Origin of the sequence: Streptomyces sp. NPDC058751 (assembly GCF_042746485.1) — a bacterium.
Taxonomy (GTDB): domain Bacteria; phylum Actinomycetota; class Actinomycetes; order Streptomycetales; family Streptomycetaceae; genus Streptomyces.
The window spans coordinates 65204-81937 of record NZ_JBHYPZ010000014.1; the positions used below are offsets into that span (position 1 = coordinate 65204).

A 16734-nucleotide genomic window follows, 5' to 3' on the forward strand; every position below is an offset into this window, starting at 1 on the left:
GCCGGACCCGTCCCGGCCGCCTTCCTCTCGCACGCGTACGTCTCCCCACCCCACGAGTCAAGGAGGCACGATGCGTCAAGCACCCGCAGGCCGAAGGGCGTTCGCCTGGCTGAGACGGAGAGCGCGCCGGGCGACCACCGCGCTCGCCGTGCTCACCCTGGCGGGCGGCACGGCACTGACGGCCACCGGTCCCGCGACCGCCGCACCCCAGGCGTGGACCCCCAAGCCGTCACCGATGACCACCCCCTGGACCAACCAGGTCCCCGTCGACACCCCCCTCCCCGAATACCCCCGCCCCCAGCTGACCCGCCCCGACTGGGCCAACCTCAACGGCATCTGGGACTTCGCGGTCACCTCGGCGAGCGCCGGGCAGCCCGCCTCGTTCTCCGAACAGATCCGGGTCCCGTTCGCCGCCGAGTCCGCGCTCTCCGGCATCCAGCGCAAGATCACCCAGAACGACAAGCTCTGGTACAAGCGCACCTTCACCGTCCCCTCCGGCTGGAACGGCCGCCGCGTCCAGCTCAACTTCGGCGCCGCCGACTGGCGTACGACCGTGTGGGTCAACGGGCAGCAGGCCGGGGCCGTCCACAGCGGCGGCTACGACGCCTTCTCGTACGACATCACCGACCTGCTGAACGGCGGCACCAACACGGTCGTCGTCTCCGTCTGGGACCCCACGGAGACCGGCACCCAGGCCATCGGCAAGCAGCGCATCCGTGACGTCGCCCCGCACTCCGGCGGCGGCATCCTCTACACCGCCGCGTCCGGCATCTGGCAGACGGTGTGGCTGGAGCCGACCGCGTCCGCGCGCGTCGGCCGGCTGGACATGGTCCCCGACCCGGTGAACAGCCGTCTCAAGGTGACCGTCCGCGGCACCGGGACCAGCGGTCACACCGCCCGTGTCACGGTCTCCAGCGGAGGCACCGTCGTGGGCACGGCCACCGGCCCGGTGGGCACCGAGTTTACCGTGCCCGTCCCGAACCCGCACCTGTGGACCCCGGACGACCCCTTCCTCTACGACGTCAGGGCCGACCTGCTCTTGGGCACCACCGCCGTCGACTCCGTCGGCAGCTACACCGGCATGCGCACCATCGCCCTCGCCAGTGTCGGCGGCTACCAACGGCCCGTCCTCAACGGGAAGTTCGTCTTCCAGACCGGTACCCTCGACCAGGGCTACTGGCCGGACGGCATCTACACGGCGCCCACCGACGCCGCCCTCCGCCACGACCTGCAGAAGCACAAGGACCTGGGCTTCAACATGGTCCGCAAGCACATCAAGGTCGAACCCCAGCGCTGGTTCTACTGGGCCGACCGGCTCGGGCTGCTGGTCTGGCAGGACATGCCGTCCATGGAGCGCACCCCCGACGCCGCGGCCCGCACCCAGTGGGAGGCCGAGTACGACCGCATCATCGACCAGCACCGCAGCTCACCCTCCCTGGTCGTGTGGGTCGACCAGAACGAGGGCTGGGGCCAGTACGACCAGGCCCGCATCGCCGACAGGGTCAAGGCCTACGACCCCTCGCGGCTCGTCGACAACATGAGCGGCATCAACTGCTGCGGGGCCGTCGACGGCGGCAACGGCGACCTCCTCGACCACCACGTCTACGTCGGCCCGGGCACCACGGTGCCCAGCGCCACCCGTGCCGCGGTGCTCGGCGAGTTCGGCGGACTCGGCTTCAAGGTGACCGGTCACGAGTGGTATCCCGGCGGCGGCTTCAGCTACGAGGACCAGCCGGACCTCGCCCACCTGAACAACCGGTTCGTGGGTCTGCTGGACGCGATCCGCGAGGTGCGCATGCCCCGGGGCCTGTCGGCCTCGGTCTACACCGAGATCACCGACGTGGAGAACGAGGTCAACGGCCTGCTCACCTACGACCGCCAGGTGGTCAAGGTCGACGAGGCACGGGTCAGGGCCGCCAACCGCGCGCTCATCGACGCCTCGCAGGGCTCCACGGCACCGGTCACCCTGCCCACCGGCTACAGGTCCCTGCGGGTGACGACACCCGGCTACACCGACCGCTACGCACGCCACAGGGCCGGCGCGCTCTTCACGGAGGTCGTGGGCAGCGGCAGCGACACCCTGCTGAAGAACGACGCCACCTGGAGGATCGTCCCCGGTCTCGCCGACAACACCTGCTACAGCTTCGAGTCGCGCAACTACCCCGGCGAGTACCTGCGCCACCGGGACTTCCGCGTCTACAAGGAGTCGGGGAACACCGACCTGTTCCGCGCCGACGCCACCTTCTGCCCCGTCCGCGGCGCGAACGGCGGCGTGAGGCTGTCGGCGTACAACTTCCCCGAGCAGTACCTGCGCCACATCAACGCGGAGTTGTGGCTGGCCACCCCGGGAGGCACACACACCTGGGACAACCCCGCCCTGTTCACCGAGGACACCACCTGGGCGGTGGAGGCGGCCTGGGCGCCGTGACCCCCGCCCAGGACCTGTCGCGGCCCGTGAACGGGGTGCGGTCCATGACGGGCGCGTGACGCCGTCGGCGGTCGAGGAGACCGCCGACGGCGTCAGTCCGATGTCACCTGCCGTCCCGCCAGGCCGGCAGCCCGGCAGTCCGGGTCCGCCGTCAGGCCTGGGGCTTCGACAGCGCCGCCGCGACGTCCTTGCGCAGGGCGGGAATGTCGTCGTACAGCGTGGTGCCGGGGCACTCGGTGGCGAGCCAGTCACGGTGGCCGTTGACCGTCTGGACGTTCTTGCTGGCGCCGTTGACCGGGTTGACGAAGGTGACGGCGGCCTCGGGGTCGAAACCGTGGTACGAGGACAGCGCACCCAGCAGCCGGACGAGCGACTGGCGGGCCGCGGCCGTCGGGGGCTGCTCGTTGGAGTTGCAGAGCAGGGCGATGCCGAGGTTGCCCGAGTTGTTGCCGGAGGTGTGGAAGGCGGTCACCATCTTCCCGCTCGCGTCATGGGCGGGGATGCCGTCCGTGCCCGAGTAACGGCCCTCGTAGATGAGGCCCGCCTCGTCGATCAGGAAGTGGTAGCCGATGTCGCCCCAGTCGTTCGTGACCGCGTGGAGGTAGTAGTACGACCGGATGGTGGCCGCCGGGTCGGGGTCGCCGTTGACGCCCGCCGTGTGGTGCACGGTCATCACCTGGGCCGGGTAGTAGGCCGGCGGCGAGTTCTCGGTGCCGTCCGCCTTGAAGCGCAGGGACTCGTCGGCGCCCCACTCGGCCCGGGTGATGTACTCGACGTCCGCGATCCGCCCCGCCCGCGCGGTCGCGGTCGCGGCGACCTTCTTGGACGGCCCGTTGACCGTGTCGAGGGCGGTGGAACGCACGTCGGTCGCGCCGTCCGGCAGCCGCAGCTCGTACCCGGCGGCCCCGCCGGCCGGCACCAGCACGCTCACGCTCTTCGCCGGGTCCCCGCCGTCCCCGTCGGCACCGGCCCCGCAGACCGGCTTCAGCGCCGTCCACGCGCCACGGCTGCCGTCCTGGCCTATCAGCCGGATGCTTCCGCCCCGCCTGGGCCCGGTCCAGCTGACGGCGACGTGCTCCACGGGGAAGTCGGCCTGTACGACCCGGGCGGCGGCACCGGTGACGGACTTCGCACGTGTACGAGGCACGCTGACCGTGCGCACGCCCGAAGCGGTCGTGACGGGGGCCGGCGCACCGATCGCCGGTACGGCCGTCAGGCCGGCCGCGACGCCGACCGTGGCACCGGCCGCCATGAGGACGGTACGACGGTTCAAGAGGAGCTTCTTGCGCACAAAGGGTCCTTTCAAGTGGCGCATGAAGAGGGGGACCCGCCGCCCCCCTCCGCCCGGGGGTCGCATGCCGGGCGGGTCGCAGGGGCGGACGGAAACGATCTCCCTCAGTACTGACTCTTTATACGAGGCGGCGGTACGTATCACTCGACCGGGGTGCCGCCTCTCGCCACCCAAAAGCCTTTTGCTCACGGGGAGTTGGTAGTCGGAACATACAAGTGGGCGGCGCTGCGAGCAGGTATGACACTCCGTCAGTGACGATGTCGACCCGCTCGCGCCGCCCCACCCGGTGGCGAACAGCGGCGGTCCCGGTGGCGGGAGGTCTCCCCGCCGCCACCGGGACCGCTCTCGTGGGTGCTGCCGACTACGGCTTCTCCTCGCTGTAGAGGCTGCTGACCTCCTCGGCGCTCAGAGCCCGGTCGACGGCGTGGACCTCGTCCACCGCGCCGTTCCAGAAGTCGACGTTCGAACCGTCCCAGTGGGCGCGGCCGACGGTCAGCGGGCCGGTGCTCGGGAGGGCGGTACCGCCGGTGGCCGTCGCCGCGAGCTTTCCGTCGAGGTACAGCCGGATCTGGCCGGTTCCGGCGTCACGGACGCCGACGAGGTGGTACCAGCGGCCCGTCTCCGCGGGGACGGACACCTGGGCGCGGCGCTCGTCCGGGGTGCTGAAGGCGAAGTTGCCGTGTCCGTACTGCAGGTAGAACGAGTTGGCCAGGGCACGGGTGTCCTGGCTGACCGCGGTGGCGTAGTTGCCGGGGAGGCCGTCGAGCCGGACCCAGGCGGACACCGAGTAGCTGCCGCTGGTGTCGAGCACCGGACCCGAGGTCTGCGCGTACTGCTTCTGGCCGTCGAACTTCAGGGCGCTGCCGCTGACGCCGTCGGTCCAGGAAGCGCCCTCGCGCAGGGTGAGGGGGGTGCCGTCGGGTCCGCTGGCCCCGGCGGTGGTGCCGGTGCCCTCGTCGAGGGTCCAGCGGCCGCCCTTCAGCTCCTTCTGTCCCGCCGCGGCACCCGCGGCGATGACCTTGAGGTTGACCTTCCGGACCTCGGCGGCGTCCACCTTGATGTCACGCCGGTCGTACGTGTAGAGGCCGTTGAGTTCGTTCTCCAGGTCGGTGATCTGCGTGTACACCGAGCCCGACAGCTCGGCGCCGGCCTGCTCGACGTAGAACTTCTCCGTGTTCTCCACGTACCTGCGGGTCAGGTCCGCCTTGGTCGTGACACCGCTGTAGATCACCGTGGGGGCTCCGGGCCACATGTGACCGGGGGAGCGCAGGGTGAAGCCGCCGTGCTCGCCGTCCATGGCGGCCCGCCGGCCGTCCGGGAAGGACGGGTCGTCGTTGTTGTAGTCGTGGTGGTCGATGATGTCGCCCTTGCCCGAGTCCCCCTTGGAGTTGCAGCAGTTGACACCGCTGTGGGCGTTGACGACACGCGAGGGGTCGGCGGCCTTCACGGCCTCGGTGATACGGCCGGTCTCCTCACGGTTCCACTCGCCCCAGCCCTCGTTGAAGACGATCCAGCCGATCACGGAGGGGGAGTCGTGGTGCTGGCGCATCATCTCCCGGCCCTGGTCGACGAAGGCCTTCCTGCCCGTCTCGTCGGTCAGGTTGCCGGAGACGAAGTCCTGCCAGACGAGCAGTCCGAGCTTGTCGGCGTGGTAGAACCACCGGGCCGGCTCCACCTTGATGTGCTTGCGCACCGCGTTGAAGCCGAGCTTCTTGTGCGCCTCGAGGTCGAAGGCGAGGGCGTCGTCGCTGGGCGCGGTGTAGAGACCGTCGGGCCAGAAGCCCTGGTCGAGGGTGGCGAGGGAGAAGACCGGCTTGCCGTTGAGGACGAGCTTGTCGAAGCCGCCGACCTTCTCGATGCCGATCTCCCGCATGCCGAAGTAGCTGCGGACCCTGTCGCTCGACCTGCCGTCGGTCAGGGTGACGTCGAGGTCGTACAGGTACGGGTCGTCCGGGCTCCACAGGTGCTGCTTCGCCACGGGCAGGCTGAGCTTCTCGTCCGCCGCCCCGCTGACCCTGCCGACGACCTTGCCGTGGGCGTCACGGGCGACGGCCTGCACACGGGCGGAGGAGGAGGCGCCCTGGGCGTCGACCGTCACCGCCAGGGTCCCGGTGTCGATGTCGGGCGTGGTGACGACGTTCTCGATGGAGGCGGGAGCCACGGGCTCCATCCACACGGTCTGCCAGATACCGGAGGTCTGGGTGTAGAAGATGCCGCCCGGGTTCGTGGACTGCTTGCCCGTGGGCTGGTCCGCGCCGCCGGTGTCGGTGACGGCGACCACGATCTCCTGCTTGCCGCTGCCCTTCAGCGCGTCGGTGATGTCGGCGCTGAACGCGTTGTAGCCGCCGGTGTGGTCGGCGACCTTCGTGCCGTTGACGTAGACGCGGGCCTGGTAGTCGACGGCGCCGAAGTTGAGCTTGAGCCGGTTGGACCGGTCGCTCTTGCCCACCTTCCAGTCCTTGGGCACGTCGACGAGCCGGCGGTAGAACATGTGGTCCTCGTGCCGTTCGAGCCCGGAGAGCTGCGACTCGACCGCGAACGGCACGATGATCTTCTCGTCGAGGTTCTCGCCGAAGACCGGCTGCTCACCGGCCTTGGCGCCGCTGAACTGCCAAGGCCCGTTGAGATTGGCCCACTTGGACCGCTTCTGCTGCGGGCGCGGGTACTCGGGCAGCGGGTGCTTCTTGTCGACCTGGTCGCCCCACTTGGTCGTGAGGCGGTGGGTGGAGCCGTTCTCCGCGTAGCGGACGACCTTCGGCACGGCCTTGCCGCCGGCGGTCAGACCGCCCTCGCCGTCGTAGGAGACCCGGACCAACTGGTTCTTCTGGACGGGCTCCGAGAGGTCGACGTAGACGGAGGAGGGGTCCCCGGGGACGGAGGTGACCGAGCCGATGGGCATGGCGGTCGTGTCGGCCTCGACCTTCAGGTGGTCCTTGACCGCCTGGATGCCTCCCGCCCGTCCCTCGAACCGGGCGCGCAGCCGCCGCCCGTTCTCGGCGACGGTGAGTTCCACCGGGAAGACCTCGAAGTCGGCCGGCGGGGTGAACGCGGACATCGGCACGATCTGCTTGGCCAGCGTCGGCGTCGACCAGCGCAGGTACATGTTGGCGCCGCCGGTGTCCTGGAACAGCTCCAGACGGAACGTGTGCTTCTCGCCCGCGGTCAGCCGGACGGGCTGACCGGTCTGTTCCCGGTCCCAGTCGCCCACCCAGTGGTCGATGACGGGCTTGTCGTCGATGAAGAGCCGGAAGCCGTTGTCGCCGATCGCGTAGAAGGTGTAGTCGTCCGTCGCCGGTGCCTCGATCTGGCCCGTCCAACGGGCGGTGGTGTGCTCCGTCTTCCCGGTCAGCTCCTTGAAGGTGTCGGTCAGACCGGAGAAGTTGACCTGCGGGTCGAGTGTCGTCCCGCCGAGCTGGGCGAAGTCCCGGGCGCCGGGGGCCGACATGCTGAAGTACTCGCCCTTGAGGCCGTGCGTCTCGACGGCGGCCTGTCCGGCGGCGAGTGCCGAGGCACTGCCCGTCGTCGCTGCGGCCGCCGCGGCGGGCAGCAACCCGCTCGGGGGCAGCACCAGGGCGGCCGTGGCGAGCAGCGCCAGCACTCGGGCTCTGGGGCGGTTGTCGTGTCGTGTCATCGAATCTTTCCTCGTGCGGAGGCCGGGACCGCGTCCGAGCGCCGGGGCAGGGGTACGGGCTCCCGGGGAAGGCCGTGCGGAGAAGCTGCACACCGGTTGGGGCGCGTTCGGCAAGGCGACCTTTTCAACGTTGGAAATTCTTTGGCAGCGGTATGACAACACGCCCTCGGAGAGGCTGTCCAGACCTCGTGCGGCACTTTCGCTTCCCGGCGACAGGGCGGAGGGCGACACGGAGTCCCGAATCGCCGGATGTGCCGAGGATGCCGTGACGGAGGTGTCCTGTCCGTCAAATCGGCATGTCAGGAGGCGAGTTGGGGCAACTCGTCGCGGCGCCGATGTCCGGCGCCCGTCGGTGCGCACCCTCGGGACCGATGCCACGCAGCCGGACGAACCCTTCCGGTGCCGGGTGGCCCGGCCGCCCGGCTGTCTTCGTGTACGGGAACCGGCCACTCGTTCGCCGCGTCAGGTCCAGCGGGTACTGGAGGAAGGCGCGGATGACAAAACTGACCATCTTGCTCGGCGGCGGTCTGCTGGTCGTCGGGATCACCACGGGGGTGTGGTGGAACTGGTTCCGCGCGCCCTACGCGCTGGCCGACGCGCCCGAGGTCGACGTGACGGTGCGTGCGGAGAAGTCCACGTACCCCGACGTGCGGGAGACGGCCGAGGACGTCGACACCGTCGTACGGGTCTACGTCCAGCGGCTCAAGGACGGAGACGTGAAGGGAGTCGCCGCGCTGGCCGGGCCCGCTTACGAGCGGCCCGGGCCCACCGCGGCCGAGTACGTGCGCGAGTACGGCCGCGCGGCGGGCGGCCCCGTCGAAGTCACCGTGCTGGAGGGAGTCGTCCCCTACTTCAACGCGGTGACGGTGACGTACGAGCAGACCGGTCAGCGGCAGGAGCTGCTGCTGGTGAAGGACGAGGGGCACTGGTGGATAGGCCTCGGCGACGGGGACCCCGCGGCGGGCGCGTAGCGACAACCGAGGGAAACGGCCTTTGACGGCGTCCGGGACGGGGCCAGGCAACCCGATCGACACGAGGGGACCCCCATGCCTGCCGCACAGCTGTCTCTTCGGAACGTCACCCGCCGCTACGGCGAGCGCGTGGTGCTGGACGGCGTGTCCTGCAGCGTCAGGCCGGGCGACAGCGTCGGCATCGTCGGCGACAACGGAGCCGGGAAGTCCACCCTGCTCCGGCTGATCGCGGGGCAGGACCGGCCCGGCGACGGCGAGTTGACCGTGATCGCACCGGGTGGCTCGGGCTGTCTCGCCCATGCGCTGGCCCTGCCTCCCGCGTCCACCGTCCAGGACGCGGTGGCACGGGCCGATGCCCGGGTGGACATCGCCCTGCACGGACTCGGTCTGCCGGGTCTCGCCCGGGACAGGACCCTGAGCACCCTGTCGGGCGGTGAGCGGTCGCGGCTCGCGCCGGCCGCGACCCTGGCGTCCCGGCCGGAGCTGCTCCTGCTGGACGAGCCCACCAACCACCTCTCTCCGGCCCTGGTCGAGGAGCTGGAAGGAGCGCTGGCCGGCTACCGGGGCGCGGTCGTCGTCACCCATGACCGGCGCATGCGCGACCGCTTCACCGGCGGGCACATGGAACTGAACGCCGAGCACGTCACCCGGAACGCCCTTGACCTCAAGGGCAGTTGAGTTTCTACGGTCGATCTGGTCGAACCGACTCGGACAACGACGGGATACTGCCATGGAGTACTCGCACAGCGACACCGACCTGATCAAGCAGCCCATCGGCTACTGGAGCTGGGCGGCCCACAAGGCCGTCGTCACCCGCATTCGGGCCGCCCTCGCCGGGATCGGAACCACCCAGCCGCAGTGGTGGGTCCTCGCGCAGGTGGCGGCCGCCGGGACCGTCAAGACCCGTGACGAGGTGTCCCGCCTCCTCCGGGGCTACCTCGACGCCGGCCCGGAAGCGATGGAGTCGGAGATCGACACGGTCATCGCCCAGGGCTGGATCACCGAGGACGCCGGGGGACGTCTGGGCGTCACGGCTGAGGGCAGGGCGTTCTACGAGAAGGCGGCGGCCCTCCAGGACGAGCTCTGGACGGAACGGCACGCGGGCGTCCCCGACGAGGAGTACCTGACCACCCTCAAGGTGCTGCAGCGGTTCATCCACAACACGGGCGGGCGGGCTTGGCATCACTAGTGCTCCGGCGGTGACTCGTCGTGCGGGTAACCCCACCCCCCGACTGGTGGCTGGCCGGATGGGCAGCGCTACCCGTGTGCGGCGATCGTGTGTCTCGCAGAAGCATTCGAGCCGGAGGGGAAAAGGATGAGTCGTCCCATGGAGCGGGCTCTCGCGCGTCGCACGTTACTGGCCGGCGCGGCAGCGGCAGGTGCGGGAACCGTATGGGCGGGTGCGGGTAACGCCGTCGCCGACGGGGGGAGAGGGGCGGTGGAGCGGACGGCGGTGGCCGCCGAGACGGCGCGTGTCGAGCGGGCGCTGATCGAGCTGCGGCGGGACCTCCACCGGCACCCCGAGGCCCCGGGGCAGGAGCGGCGTACGGCCGCTGTGGTGGCCCGGGAGCTGCGGGCGGCGGGGCTGGCCGTGACCACCGGGGTGGGTGGCCACGGCGTCGTCGGTGTGCTGCGGGGCTCGTGGCCGGGCCGGACCGTCGCCTACCGGGCGGACATGGACGCGGTTCCGCCGACGGACATCGTCGGGACGGGCCCCGCGCCTGCCCACGTCTGCGGTCACGACGTCCACACCGCGGTGGGCATCGGCGTCGCCCGGGTCCTGGCGCGGCTGCGGCGGAGCTTGAGCGGAACGGCGGTCTTCGTCTTCCAGCCCGCCGAGGAGGCCCTGTCCGGCGCCCGAGCACTGATCGACGCGGGCGTGCTGGAGCGTCTGGGGATCGAGGAGATCCACGCGCTGCACTGCGGGCCGTTCCCGGTCGGCCGGTTCGTCGGAACCGCGGGCTACGGTATGCCGGGCCAGGACAAGGCGGAGGTGACCCTCTCCGGTCCGGACGCGCGGGATGCCGTACGGCGTCTGGCCGCCGAGATCGGTGCGCTCGCCACGGTGGCCGCACCGCGGACCCCGGAGGACCTGGAGCGTCTCGTCGCGGACGCCCAGACGCCCGACGGGCCGCTGGCCCGGTTCGTCGCCGTCCGGGCCACGGCACAGGAAGTCACAGCACAAGGGGCGACAGCACAGGAGGCCACGGTGAAGGTGTCCTGTCGCTGCTGGCCACCCGAGCGGTACGCACAGGTGCGAGAAGACATCCGCCGGGTGGCCGTGCCGTACGCGGGGGCGGGGGTGCGTTTCCCCGCCGAGCCGTTCCCGGCCATGATCTGCCCGGAGTACGACGCCCGCCTGCTCGCCCGCCACCTGCGCCGCACCCTCGGCCGGGACACGGTCACCGAGCTTCGTGCCGCCTTCCCGCCCTTCAGCGGCGAGGACTTCGCCCTCTACCTGGACCGCGTTCCCGGCACCTACACGTTCCTCGGCGTCCGGCCTCCCGGAGGATCCATCACGGCGAGCTACCCGCACTTCCCCGACTTCTCCCCGGACGAGCGGGCCATCGGCATCGGCGTACGGGCGATGGCCGGCTGGATCGCGGAGCGAACCCACAGGGGGCAGAGCCCGACAGGCGGATCCGGATCCGGGGTCCGGGGCGACTGACCGCCACCGCCGATGGCACCCGGACCGGTGCCCGGACACGGTCCGGGCGGCCGACCGCTTCCCCCTCTCGCGGAACCCCGGCCCCGCCGTCGAAGCCGGCACCGACCGGCCGGTGTCTCACCGGAGCCGGGGAGATTCCCCCGAACCGGCGTGGCTCGTCACACCGGCACTGTCTCGTGAGGCGTCTTCCCCGGAACGCGTCTTCACGGCGCCCCGCCCACGCGTACGGTCCATCTCGCGCCATTCCGGCCGCAGTCCGGCCAGGTTCGTGGTGAGGAAGTACGCCGCGCCACAGGTGAGCAGCACCGGCACGAGTCCGACGGCGGTCACCGCCGTCCCCGCGATCAGCCCACCGAAGGGGATACCGGCCCAGGACAGCGAGTCACCGAGCGCGCCGACCCGTCCCAGCATCCGGCGCGGCACCCGCTCGACGAGAACGGCCCCCAGCACGGGGTTGAGGAAGCCGGCGCCGAACCCGCTGACCGCGAAGACGGCCAGTACCGCCCCCAACGGGGCGTCGGAGGCGAGGACCAGGAACCTCGGCGCCCCGGCCAGCAGGAACCCGCCGAAAACCACCACCCGCCGCCGCAGCCGGTGCGCGACCACCGCGGCGATCAGGCTCCCGCAGACCGCCGCGCCCCCCATCACGCTGCCCATCAGGCCGATCGTGGCCGGCCCGTTGCCGGACTCCCTGGCCCAGACGGGTACGAGCACCGAGCTGATCGCCGCGTCCAGCAGGTTGGTGATGCCGCACATGACGATGACGGTGAGCAGCAGAGGCTCGCCGCGCAGGAAGGTGAAGCCCTCGCCGAACCGCCGCCAGTAACCGGGTTCCGTTCCCCCGGCCGGAGAGGGGGCTTCCCCGGCCGCGTGTCCCATGCCGCGGGGCAGCGCGAGCTTGATGATCACCGATCCGAGGGCGAAGCAGCCCGCGTTGACGGCGAGTCCGGTCAGAGGGCCGAGCAGCGCCACCAGCGATCCGCCGACCGCCAGGCCGACGGTGGCGGCGAGCCGCTCGATCACGCCGGACAGACCTGTGGCCCGCTCCAGGGGCACTCGGCCGCGCTCGGCCGCCTCCGGGACCATCACTTCCTTGGCCAGGTCGCCGGGGCCCCGGGCCGCGCCGATCAGCGCGACCAGGACCAGCAGGAGCGGGAAGGAGAGCAGGTCCAGGGCGTGGAACAGGGGGACCGCGGCGGCGGCGGTCGCACTGGCCAGGTCGGTGGTCCAGGAAACGGCCCGCGGGCCGATCCGGTCGACCAGCGGGCCGGTGAACGCCTTGACCAGCACGTAGGGCGCCATCTCGCAGAAGGCGGCCAGTCCGGTCCGGGTGGCGCTGCCGGTCGTGACGAGGACGAACCAGGGCAGTGCCACGACGGAGATCCGCGTGCCGGTCAGTGACACGACCATGGCCGCCAGTACTCCGCCCAGCGGCCGTAAGGACCTCTTGCCGGACATGCCGCCGGTCTCTGAGGCATCGTCGGTCATGACGTCGGGTTTCCTTCCTCTTCCGGGGGGCCGGACGGGAGCGATGACGCGGTGCGTACGTCCGGTTCGGGCAGGATCTGTGTGATCACGGCGACCCGCTCGGCTCCCTCGGGGGCGCTCGCCGCCGTCTCCGGCGCGTCTCGCCGGTAGCGCGAGACGACTTCCGCCAACTCCTGGTACAGAGTGGCGGTCTCCTCGGGCGTGAGCCGCAGGGCCCAGTCGCTCAGGTCGAAGGTGTTCCGCCATGCGCGGGGCATCGTCTGAAGCCCGTTCAGGGTCTGCTGCGTGCGCATGGTGTGGATGGCGGCGATGGACTGCTGGTAGGCCAGTGCGGCCTCGGGCTCCCGCTCGGCCAGCTCCGGGTCGTTGAACCAGGTGGTCCGGTGCACCGAACGCCACCAGCGCTCGCGCGCGTTGCCGCGTCCGGTGTCCTCCTCGACGAAGCCGGCCGCGCCGAGCTGCCGGAGGTGGTAGCTGGCCGTACCGGAATTCACGCCCAGCCGCTCCGCGAGCCGGGTGGCCGTCGACGGGCCGTGCTTCCGCAGCAGTCCGACCAACTGCACGCGCACCGGATGCGCCAGGGCACGCAGCCCCTTGGCGTCCAGGACGACCGAGTCCTCTTCGACGTTCGGGCCGTCCGGCCCCTCCACTGCATCAGACATGAGACACACAGTAGACCGCAAAGAGTTCTTCGCAAAGAATTCTCCGCGAAGAACTCTTTGCGGTCCGGTCCGCCGACGGTGCCGACGGTGCGGCCGGTCTTCTCGGCGGTGACCTCGACGGCGATGTCGCGTCCGCGGTCGCTCGCGGTGGGCTTGCAGGCGGACCTGGTGGCGGAGGTGGCGGACCCGCACCACGACGGTGCTCAGGACATCGGCCGGACCCTGGTCCCGGCGCGGCTCAGCGTGGTGCTCGGCTCATCGCCGACCGACGTCTCGGCTGTCGAGGTGGTCGATCAGTGCGGCCTCGCCGCGCAGCAACCGTTCGCGGTCATCCGCCGGCAGCGATGCGAGGGCGTCGGCCAGGACCCGTTCGCGAGGAACGTGGACCATGTCACCCGAGTAGATCCGGCACCCCGAGCACCAGGCGAAGCCGATACACCGCTCGAAGCCGGAGGACTCCGGGGGATGGAGGCGGTACTGGTAGGAGCGGACCGGTTCCCGGCACACCACGCAGACCCGACGGTCACCGTCGCGGACGGACCAACCGGACCTTCCCCTGCGCCAGGACTTCCGTCCGGTCGGTGCTCTTCAAGTCGTCATGGCGCTCATTCTGCCCCGGTGGCGGCGTCAGGAGGTACTCGATCGCTTCCGGACGTCCTCGCGTTTCGCGACGATGCGGACACCGGACCGTTCCGGGTCCGGTGGAGACTCCGCTGCGCCCCGGGTCTGACGGAGTGCGCCGACCAGTGCGCGCGGGTCGTCGGCGTGGAAGCGGACGGTGCGGGCCTTTCCCGTCGCGCCGAGCGGGCGGGTGAAGGGGAGCGGGCGGTTCAGCTCCAGGGTCACCGAGGTCTGGCTGCCCACGATCAGGTCGAGGACCCCGTCCTCGGAGAGGGTGACCAGGCGGCCTTCGGGGTAGCGTCGGTCGACCCGGACCGAGGCGACCGCGTCCTGCGGTACGACGAGGTCGAACAGGGCCCCGTAGCGGATCCGCAGGGAGCCGTCGGGGTGCACGACGTGCGGCCGGGTGACGCAGGCGGCGTGCAGGGCCAGTACGAGGACGACGCCGTACAGGTCGAGCACCAGGACCGCTCGGTGAACCACAGGCCAAGGGACGAGGAAGGCCAGGCCGACCGTCTCGACCACCATCACGAAGAGCAGCCCGTACATCATCGCGGTCTGAGGCCCGGTGTACGCGGCGGCGAGGTCACCAGGGCGCACCCCGTGCGTGCCGCGCCGGACCCACCGCCCCAGCGAGACGAGGGCACGCAATTCGTGGAGGACCAGGCGGCGGACCGCCACCGGCACCGCCTCCTGCACGGCGGCCCGCAGCGCCGCCCGGCGGCCCGCACCGCGGGCGCGCGCGGCGGCGTACAGCGAGCGCAGCACCCACGCCTCCAGCAGCAGCACCGCGAGCACCAGCGCCTCGGCGCCCGCCGGCACCCACCCCGGCGGCCGGACCCCGGCCGCCAGGCAGGCCGCCAGAGCCAGTTCCCCCGCCAGTACGACGGCTGCCGCGACCCGCGCCACCCGTACGCCCCCCGGCCGGCCGCTCATCCCCGGCTCCTCTCCACGAACGCGTCCATGAGCCGGCCCACGACTTCCGCCTGCGCGGGGGCGTACTCGGCGAGCAACGCCTCCTTGAACCCGGTCACGACCGCCCCGTCCTCGGGGATCGCGGCGAACAGCTCCTCGGGGACGGCCGCCGCCAGGTCGGCTGCCAGGGGCGCGATCCGCGGATCGTCGACAGGAGCCTCGGCGAGCGCGTCGAGCCGCTCGTACAGTTCCGCAACCGCGGGATCGGCGATCAGCCTCCCGAACAGCGCGAAAACCTCCTGGTTACCGGTGCTCGCGGCGTCCAGCAGCGTGAGGTACTCGCGATCCTTGGCCGCGCTCGGCGAATCCGTCCGCGGGGCTTGTGCCAGCAGCGCGGCGAGGGCGGGTGAGACGGGTCCGGTCGTGCCGGGCGGCTCGGCGAGAAGGGCGCCGAGCCGGCGGCGGCGCTCCCGGATGGCGGCCTCCTGGCGGGCCAGGTCGGCGTCGAGTTCCTCCAGTACGTCGGCCAGTTCGCGCCCGGCGTCGTCGGCGAGGACGTCGCGCACTTCATCGAGGCCGAGGCCGAGTTCGGTGAGCCGGCGCACCCGGGCGAGCAGGACGGCGTCGCGGACGCTGTAGGTCCGGTAGCCGTTGGGGCGCCGCTCCGGTTCCGGAAGCAGACCGACGTGGTGGTAGTGCCGGATCGCCCGGGTGGTGAGTCCCACGAGCGCGGCGATCTCTCCGATTCGCATGCCGCCAGTAGAAACCCTGCCGTTGCGTCAAGGTCAAGCGCTGGAAGTGTCGTCGCGGACCGGCTCGTGACGGGACCCCGCACGGTGGGCCGGCGGCTCATCTGCCGGTGGTGGTGAGTTCGACGTGAAGGTCGCGCACGATGGAGGAATGACTGAGTCGTCCTTGCCCGGCGGGATGGTCAACCACGTTGTGCGCGTCGGGTCCACCGTGCGCCGTCCCGCGTCGGCCAGGACCGCGTTCGTCGGCCACCTGCTGAAGACGTTCGAGGCCGGCGGATGGACCGGCGCGCCGCGCTACCGCGGCATCGACGAGGAGGGGCGTGAAGTGCTCACCTACCTCGAAGGGCACGTGGCCTGGGAACCGCGGCAACCCGCGGCCGTGTGCTCCGACGAAAGTCTGGTGCGGGTCGCCCGGCTCGTGCGGGAGTTCCACGACGTGACGTCAGGAACCGAACTGGCCGGATCGCACGAGGTCGTGTGTCACAACGACCTCTCGCCCAAGAACACCGTCTACCGGCCCGTGGGCGGCGTCTTGCGCCCGGTGGCCTTCATCGACTGGGACCTGGCCGCGCCGGGCGAGCGCGTTCATGACGTCGCCCACGTGTGCTGGCAGTATCTCGGACTCGGGCCGGGCGTCGGGGACACGTCCCGAACCGCGCGACGGTTGAGGCTGATCGCTGACGGCTACGGGCTGACCGAACGCAGTGGTCTCGTTTCCGTGATCCTGTGGTGGCAGGACAGGTGCTGGCGCGGCATCGAAGCCGCTGCGGACTCCGGAGACCCCGCGATGGTCCGTCTCCGCGATGCCGGGGCGGTGACGGAGGTGCAGGAGGCGTATCAGTGGGTCTCCGATCACCGGGTCGACATGGAGAGCGCCCTGCGTTGACCACCGAGCACACCTCGTGCGCCGCTGCCGAGGACAGCCGAGAACCCACCCGCAACACGTGTACTCACGGCCATCGCCGTGAACGTCGAACGCCTCGGCAGCCGCCCCGCGTCAGCGAGGCTGTCTGCCGGCCGGCGGCCGGCAGACAGCCGGCCCGCCGGTGTGAGGTGTCTGGACGTAGCCTTCGGCCGGTGTGGGCAGCGCCTCGACGCAGGCCGTCGAACAGGCGTTGACCAGCAAGGGCAGGACATCAGCGCCCGACGTCCACAGTGAGATCCAGACCTGGCGGAGTTCCACACCCTGGACGCGCCGGTCACAGACGCTGCACGTACGGATCGCCGAGGCACCCCATGCACCAGGGTCGAGGTTTTCGAGGTCGCCCCCTTGGAGACCGGCCGCAGCGGCCGACAGCGGCGGAAAC

General features: G+C 71.1%; 13 protein-coding genes and 1 pseudogene. 7 read left to right on the forward strand and 7 right to left on the reverse strand.

The features are described 5' to 3' along the window. Positions 1-70: 70 nt before the first annotated feature. A complete protein-coding gene (locus ACFW6B_RS15630) occupies positions 71-2428 on the forward strand; it encodes an AbfB domain-containing protein (protein ID WP_386596099.1) in 2358 nt (785 codons plus the stop codon). A gap of 151 nt (positions 2429-2579) precedes the next feature. Here ACFW6B_RS15630 and ACFW6B_RS15635 read toward each other — a convergent pair whose 3' ends face one another. Beyond that, positions 2580-3701: a peptidoglycan recognition family protein gene (locus ACFW6B_RS15635; RefSeq protein ID WP_386596101.1), complete on the reverse strand. Its 1122-nt coding sequence runs from the start codon at positions 3699-3701 to the stop codon at positions 2580-2582. A gap of 269 nt (positions 3702-3970) precedes the next feature. Here ACFW6B_RS15635 and ACFW6B_RS15640 point away from each other — a divergent pair, with 269 nt between their 5' ends. Next, positions 3971-4102, forward strand: a complete 132-nt coding sequence (locus ACFW6B_RS15640; RefSeq protein WP_386596104.1) for a hypothetical protein — start codon at positions 3971-3973, stop codon at positions 4100-4102. Here the strand turns inward: ACFW6B_RS15640 and ACFW6B_RS15645 are convergent. Continuing rightward, positions 4081-7350, reverse strand: a complete 3270-nt coding sequence (locus tag ACFW6B_RS15645) for a LamG-like jellyroll fold domain-containing protein (protein WP_386596106.1) — start codon at positions 7348-7350, stop codon at positions 4081-4083. The two genes, ACFW6B_RS15640 and ACFW6B_RS15645, sit on opposite strands and share 22 nt — an antisense overlap. Before the next feature lie 494 nt (positions 7351-7844). Here ACFW6B_RS15645 and ACFW6B_RS15650 point away from each other — a divergent pair, with 494 nt between their 5' ends. From ACFW6B_RS15650 to ACFW6B_RS15665, 4 genes and pseudogenes are all read left to right on the forward strand, one after another. Further along, complete coding sequence (locus ACFW6B_RS15650) at positions 7845-8321, forward strand: hypothetical protein (protein WP_386596108.1); 477 nt, start codon at positions 7845-7847, stop codon at positions 8319-8321. Between the two features lie 75 nt (positions 8322-8396). Next, positions 8397-8972 (forward strand): annotated as a pseudogene (locus ACFW6B_RS15655) (ATP-binding cassette domain-containing protein); the annotation flags it as partial. 79 nt (positions 8973-9051) lie between these two features. Beyond that, complete coding sequence (locus tag ACFW6B_RS15660; protein ID WP_386596111.1) at positions 9052-9510, forward strand: MarR family winged helix-turn-helix transcriptional regulator; 459 nt, start codon at positions 9052-9054, stop codon at positions 9508-9510. 138 nt (positions 9511-9648) lie between these two features. Beyond that, positions 9649-10989, forward strand: coding sequence for a M20 family metallopeptidase (locus ACFW6B_RS15665; protein WP_386596254.1), 1341 nt, complete (start codon positions 9649-9651; stop codon positions 10987-10989). Between the two features lie 117 nt (positions 10990-11106). Here ACFW6B_RS15665 and ACFW6B_RS15670 read toward each other — a convergent pair whose 3' ends face one another. The 5 genes from ACFW6B_RS15670 to ACFW6B_RS15690 form a co-directional block, all read right to left on the reverse strand. After that, entirely contained in the window at positions 11107-12477 is a 1371-nt protein-coding gene (locus tag ACFW6B_RS15670) for an MFS transporter (RefSeq protein ID WP_386596113.1), read from the reverse strand. Beyond that, positions 12474-13139, reverse strand: coding sequence for an ArsR/SmtB family transcription factor (locus ACFW6B_RS15675; RefSeq protein WP_386596115.1), 666 nt, complete (start codon positions 13137-13139; stop codon positions 12474-12476). The genes ACFW6B_RS15670 and ACFW6B_RS15675 overlap by 4 nt, the downstream gene beginning before the upstream one ends. A gap of 255 nt (positions 13140-13394) precedes the next feature. Further along, positions 13395-13529 (reverse strand): hypothetical protein, encoded by a 135-nt coding sequence (locus ACFW6B_RS15680; RefSeq protein WP_386596117.1) that lies wholly within the window; start codon positions 13527-13529, stop codon positions 13395-13397. Between the two features lie 237 nt (positions 13530-13766). Further along, positions 13767-14696: a hypothetical protein gene (locus tag ACFW6B_RS15685; RefSeq protein WP_386596119.1), complete on the reverse strand. Its 930-nt coding sequence runs from the start codon at positions 14694-14696 to the stop codon at positions 13767-13769. Next, positions 14693-15427: a MerR family transcriptional regulator gene (locus ACFW6B_RS15690; protein WP_386596121.1), complete on the reverse strand. Its 735-nt coding sequence runs from the start codon at positions 15425-15427 to the stop codon at positions 14693-14695. Before ACFW6B_RS15690 ends, ACFW6B_RS15685 begins: the two co-directional genes overlap by 4 nt. A gap of 148 nt (positions 15428-15575) precedes the next feature. Between ACFW6B_RS15690 and ACFW6B_RS15695 the strand changes: the two genes are divergently transcribed. Then, the gene (locus ACFW6B_RS15695) at positions 15576-16313 is read left to right on the forward strand and encodes a phosphotransferase (protein ID WP_386596124.1); all 738 of its coding nucleotides are present in this window, start codon (positions 15576-15578) and stop codon (positions 16311-16313) included. Positions 16314-16734 lie beyond the last annotated feature (421 nt).

Excerpts from the sequence above, each read along its gene's own strand:
- ACFW6B_RS15630 (WP_386596099.1), top strand. The coding sequence starts at position 71 with ATGCGTCAAGCACCCGCAGGCCGAAGGGCGTTCGCCTGGCTGAGACGG.
- ACFW6B_RS15675 (WP_386596115.1), bottom strand. The coding sequence starts at position 13,139 with ATGTCTGATGCAGTGGAGGGGCCGGACGGCCCGAACGTCGAAGAGGAC.
- ACFW6B_RS15650 (WP_386596108.1), top strand. The coding sequence starts at position 7,845 with ATGACAAAACTGACCATCTTGCTCGGCGGCGGTCTGCTGGTCGTCGGG.
- ACFW6B_RS15660 (WP_386596111.1), top strand. The coding sequence starts at position 9,052 with ATGGAGTACTCGCACAGCGACACCGACCTGATCAAGCAGCCCATCGGC.
- ACFW6B_RS15665 (WP_386596254.1), top strand. The coding sequence starts at position 9,649 with ATGGAGCGGGCTCTCGCGCGTCGCACGTTACTGGCCGGCGCGGCAGCG.
- ACFW6B_RS15680 (WP_386596117.1), bottom strand. The coding sequence starts at position 13,529 with ATGGTCCACGTTCCTCGCGAACGGGTCCTGGCCGACGCCCTCGCATCG.
- ACFW6B_RS15690 (WP_386596121.1), bottom strand. The coding sequence starts at position 15,427 with ATGCGAATCGGAGAGATCGCCGCGCTCGTGGGACTCACCACCCGGGCG.
- ACFW6B_RS15645 (WP_386596106.1), bottom strand. The coding sequence starts at position 7,350 with ATGACACGACACGACAACCGCCCCAGAGCCCGAGTGCTGGCGCTGCTC.
- ACFW6B_RS15695 (WP_386596124.1), top strand. The coding sequence starts at position 15,576 with ATGACTGAGTCGTCCTTGCCCGGCGGGATGGTCAACCACGTTGTGCGC.
- ACFW6B_RS15685 (WP_386596119.1), bottom strand. The coding sequence starts at position 14,696 with ATGAGCGGCCGGCCGGGGGGCGTACGGGTGGCGCGGGTCGCGGCAGCC.
- ACFW6B_RS15670 (WP_386596113.1), bottom strand. The coding sequence starts at position 12,477 with ATGACCGACGATGCCTCAGAGACCGGCGGCATGTCCGGCAAGAGGTCC.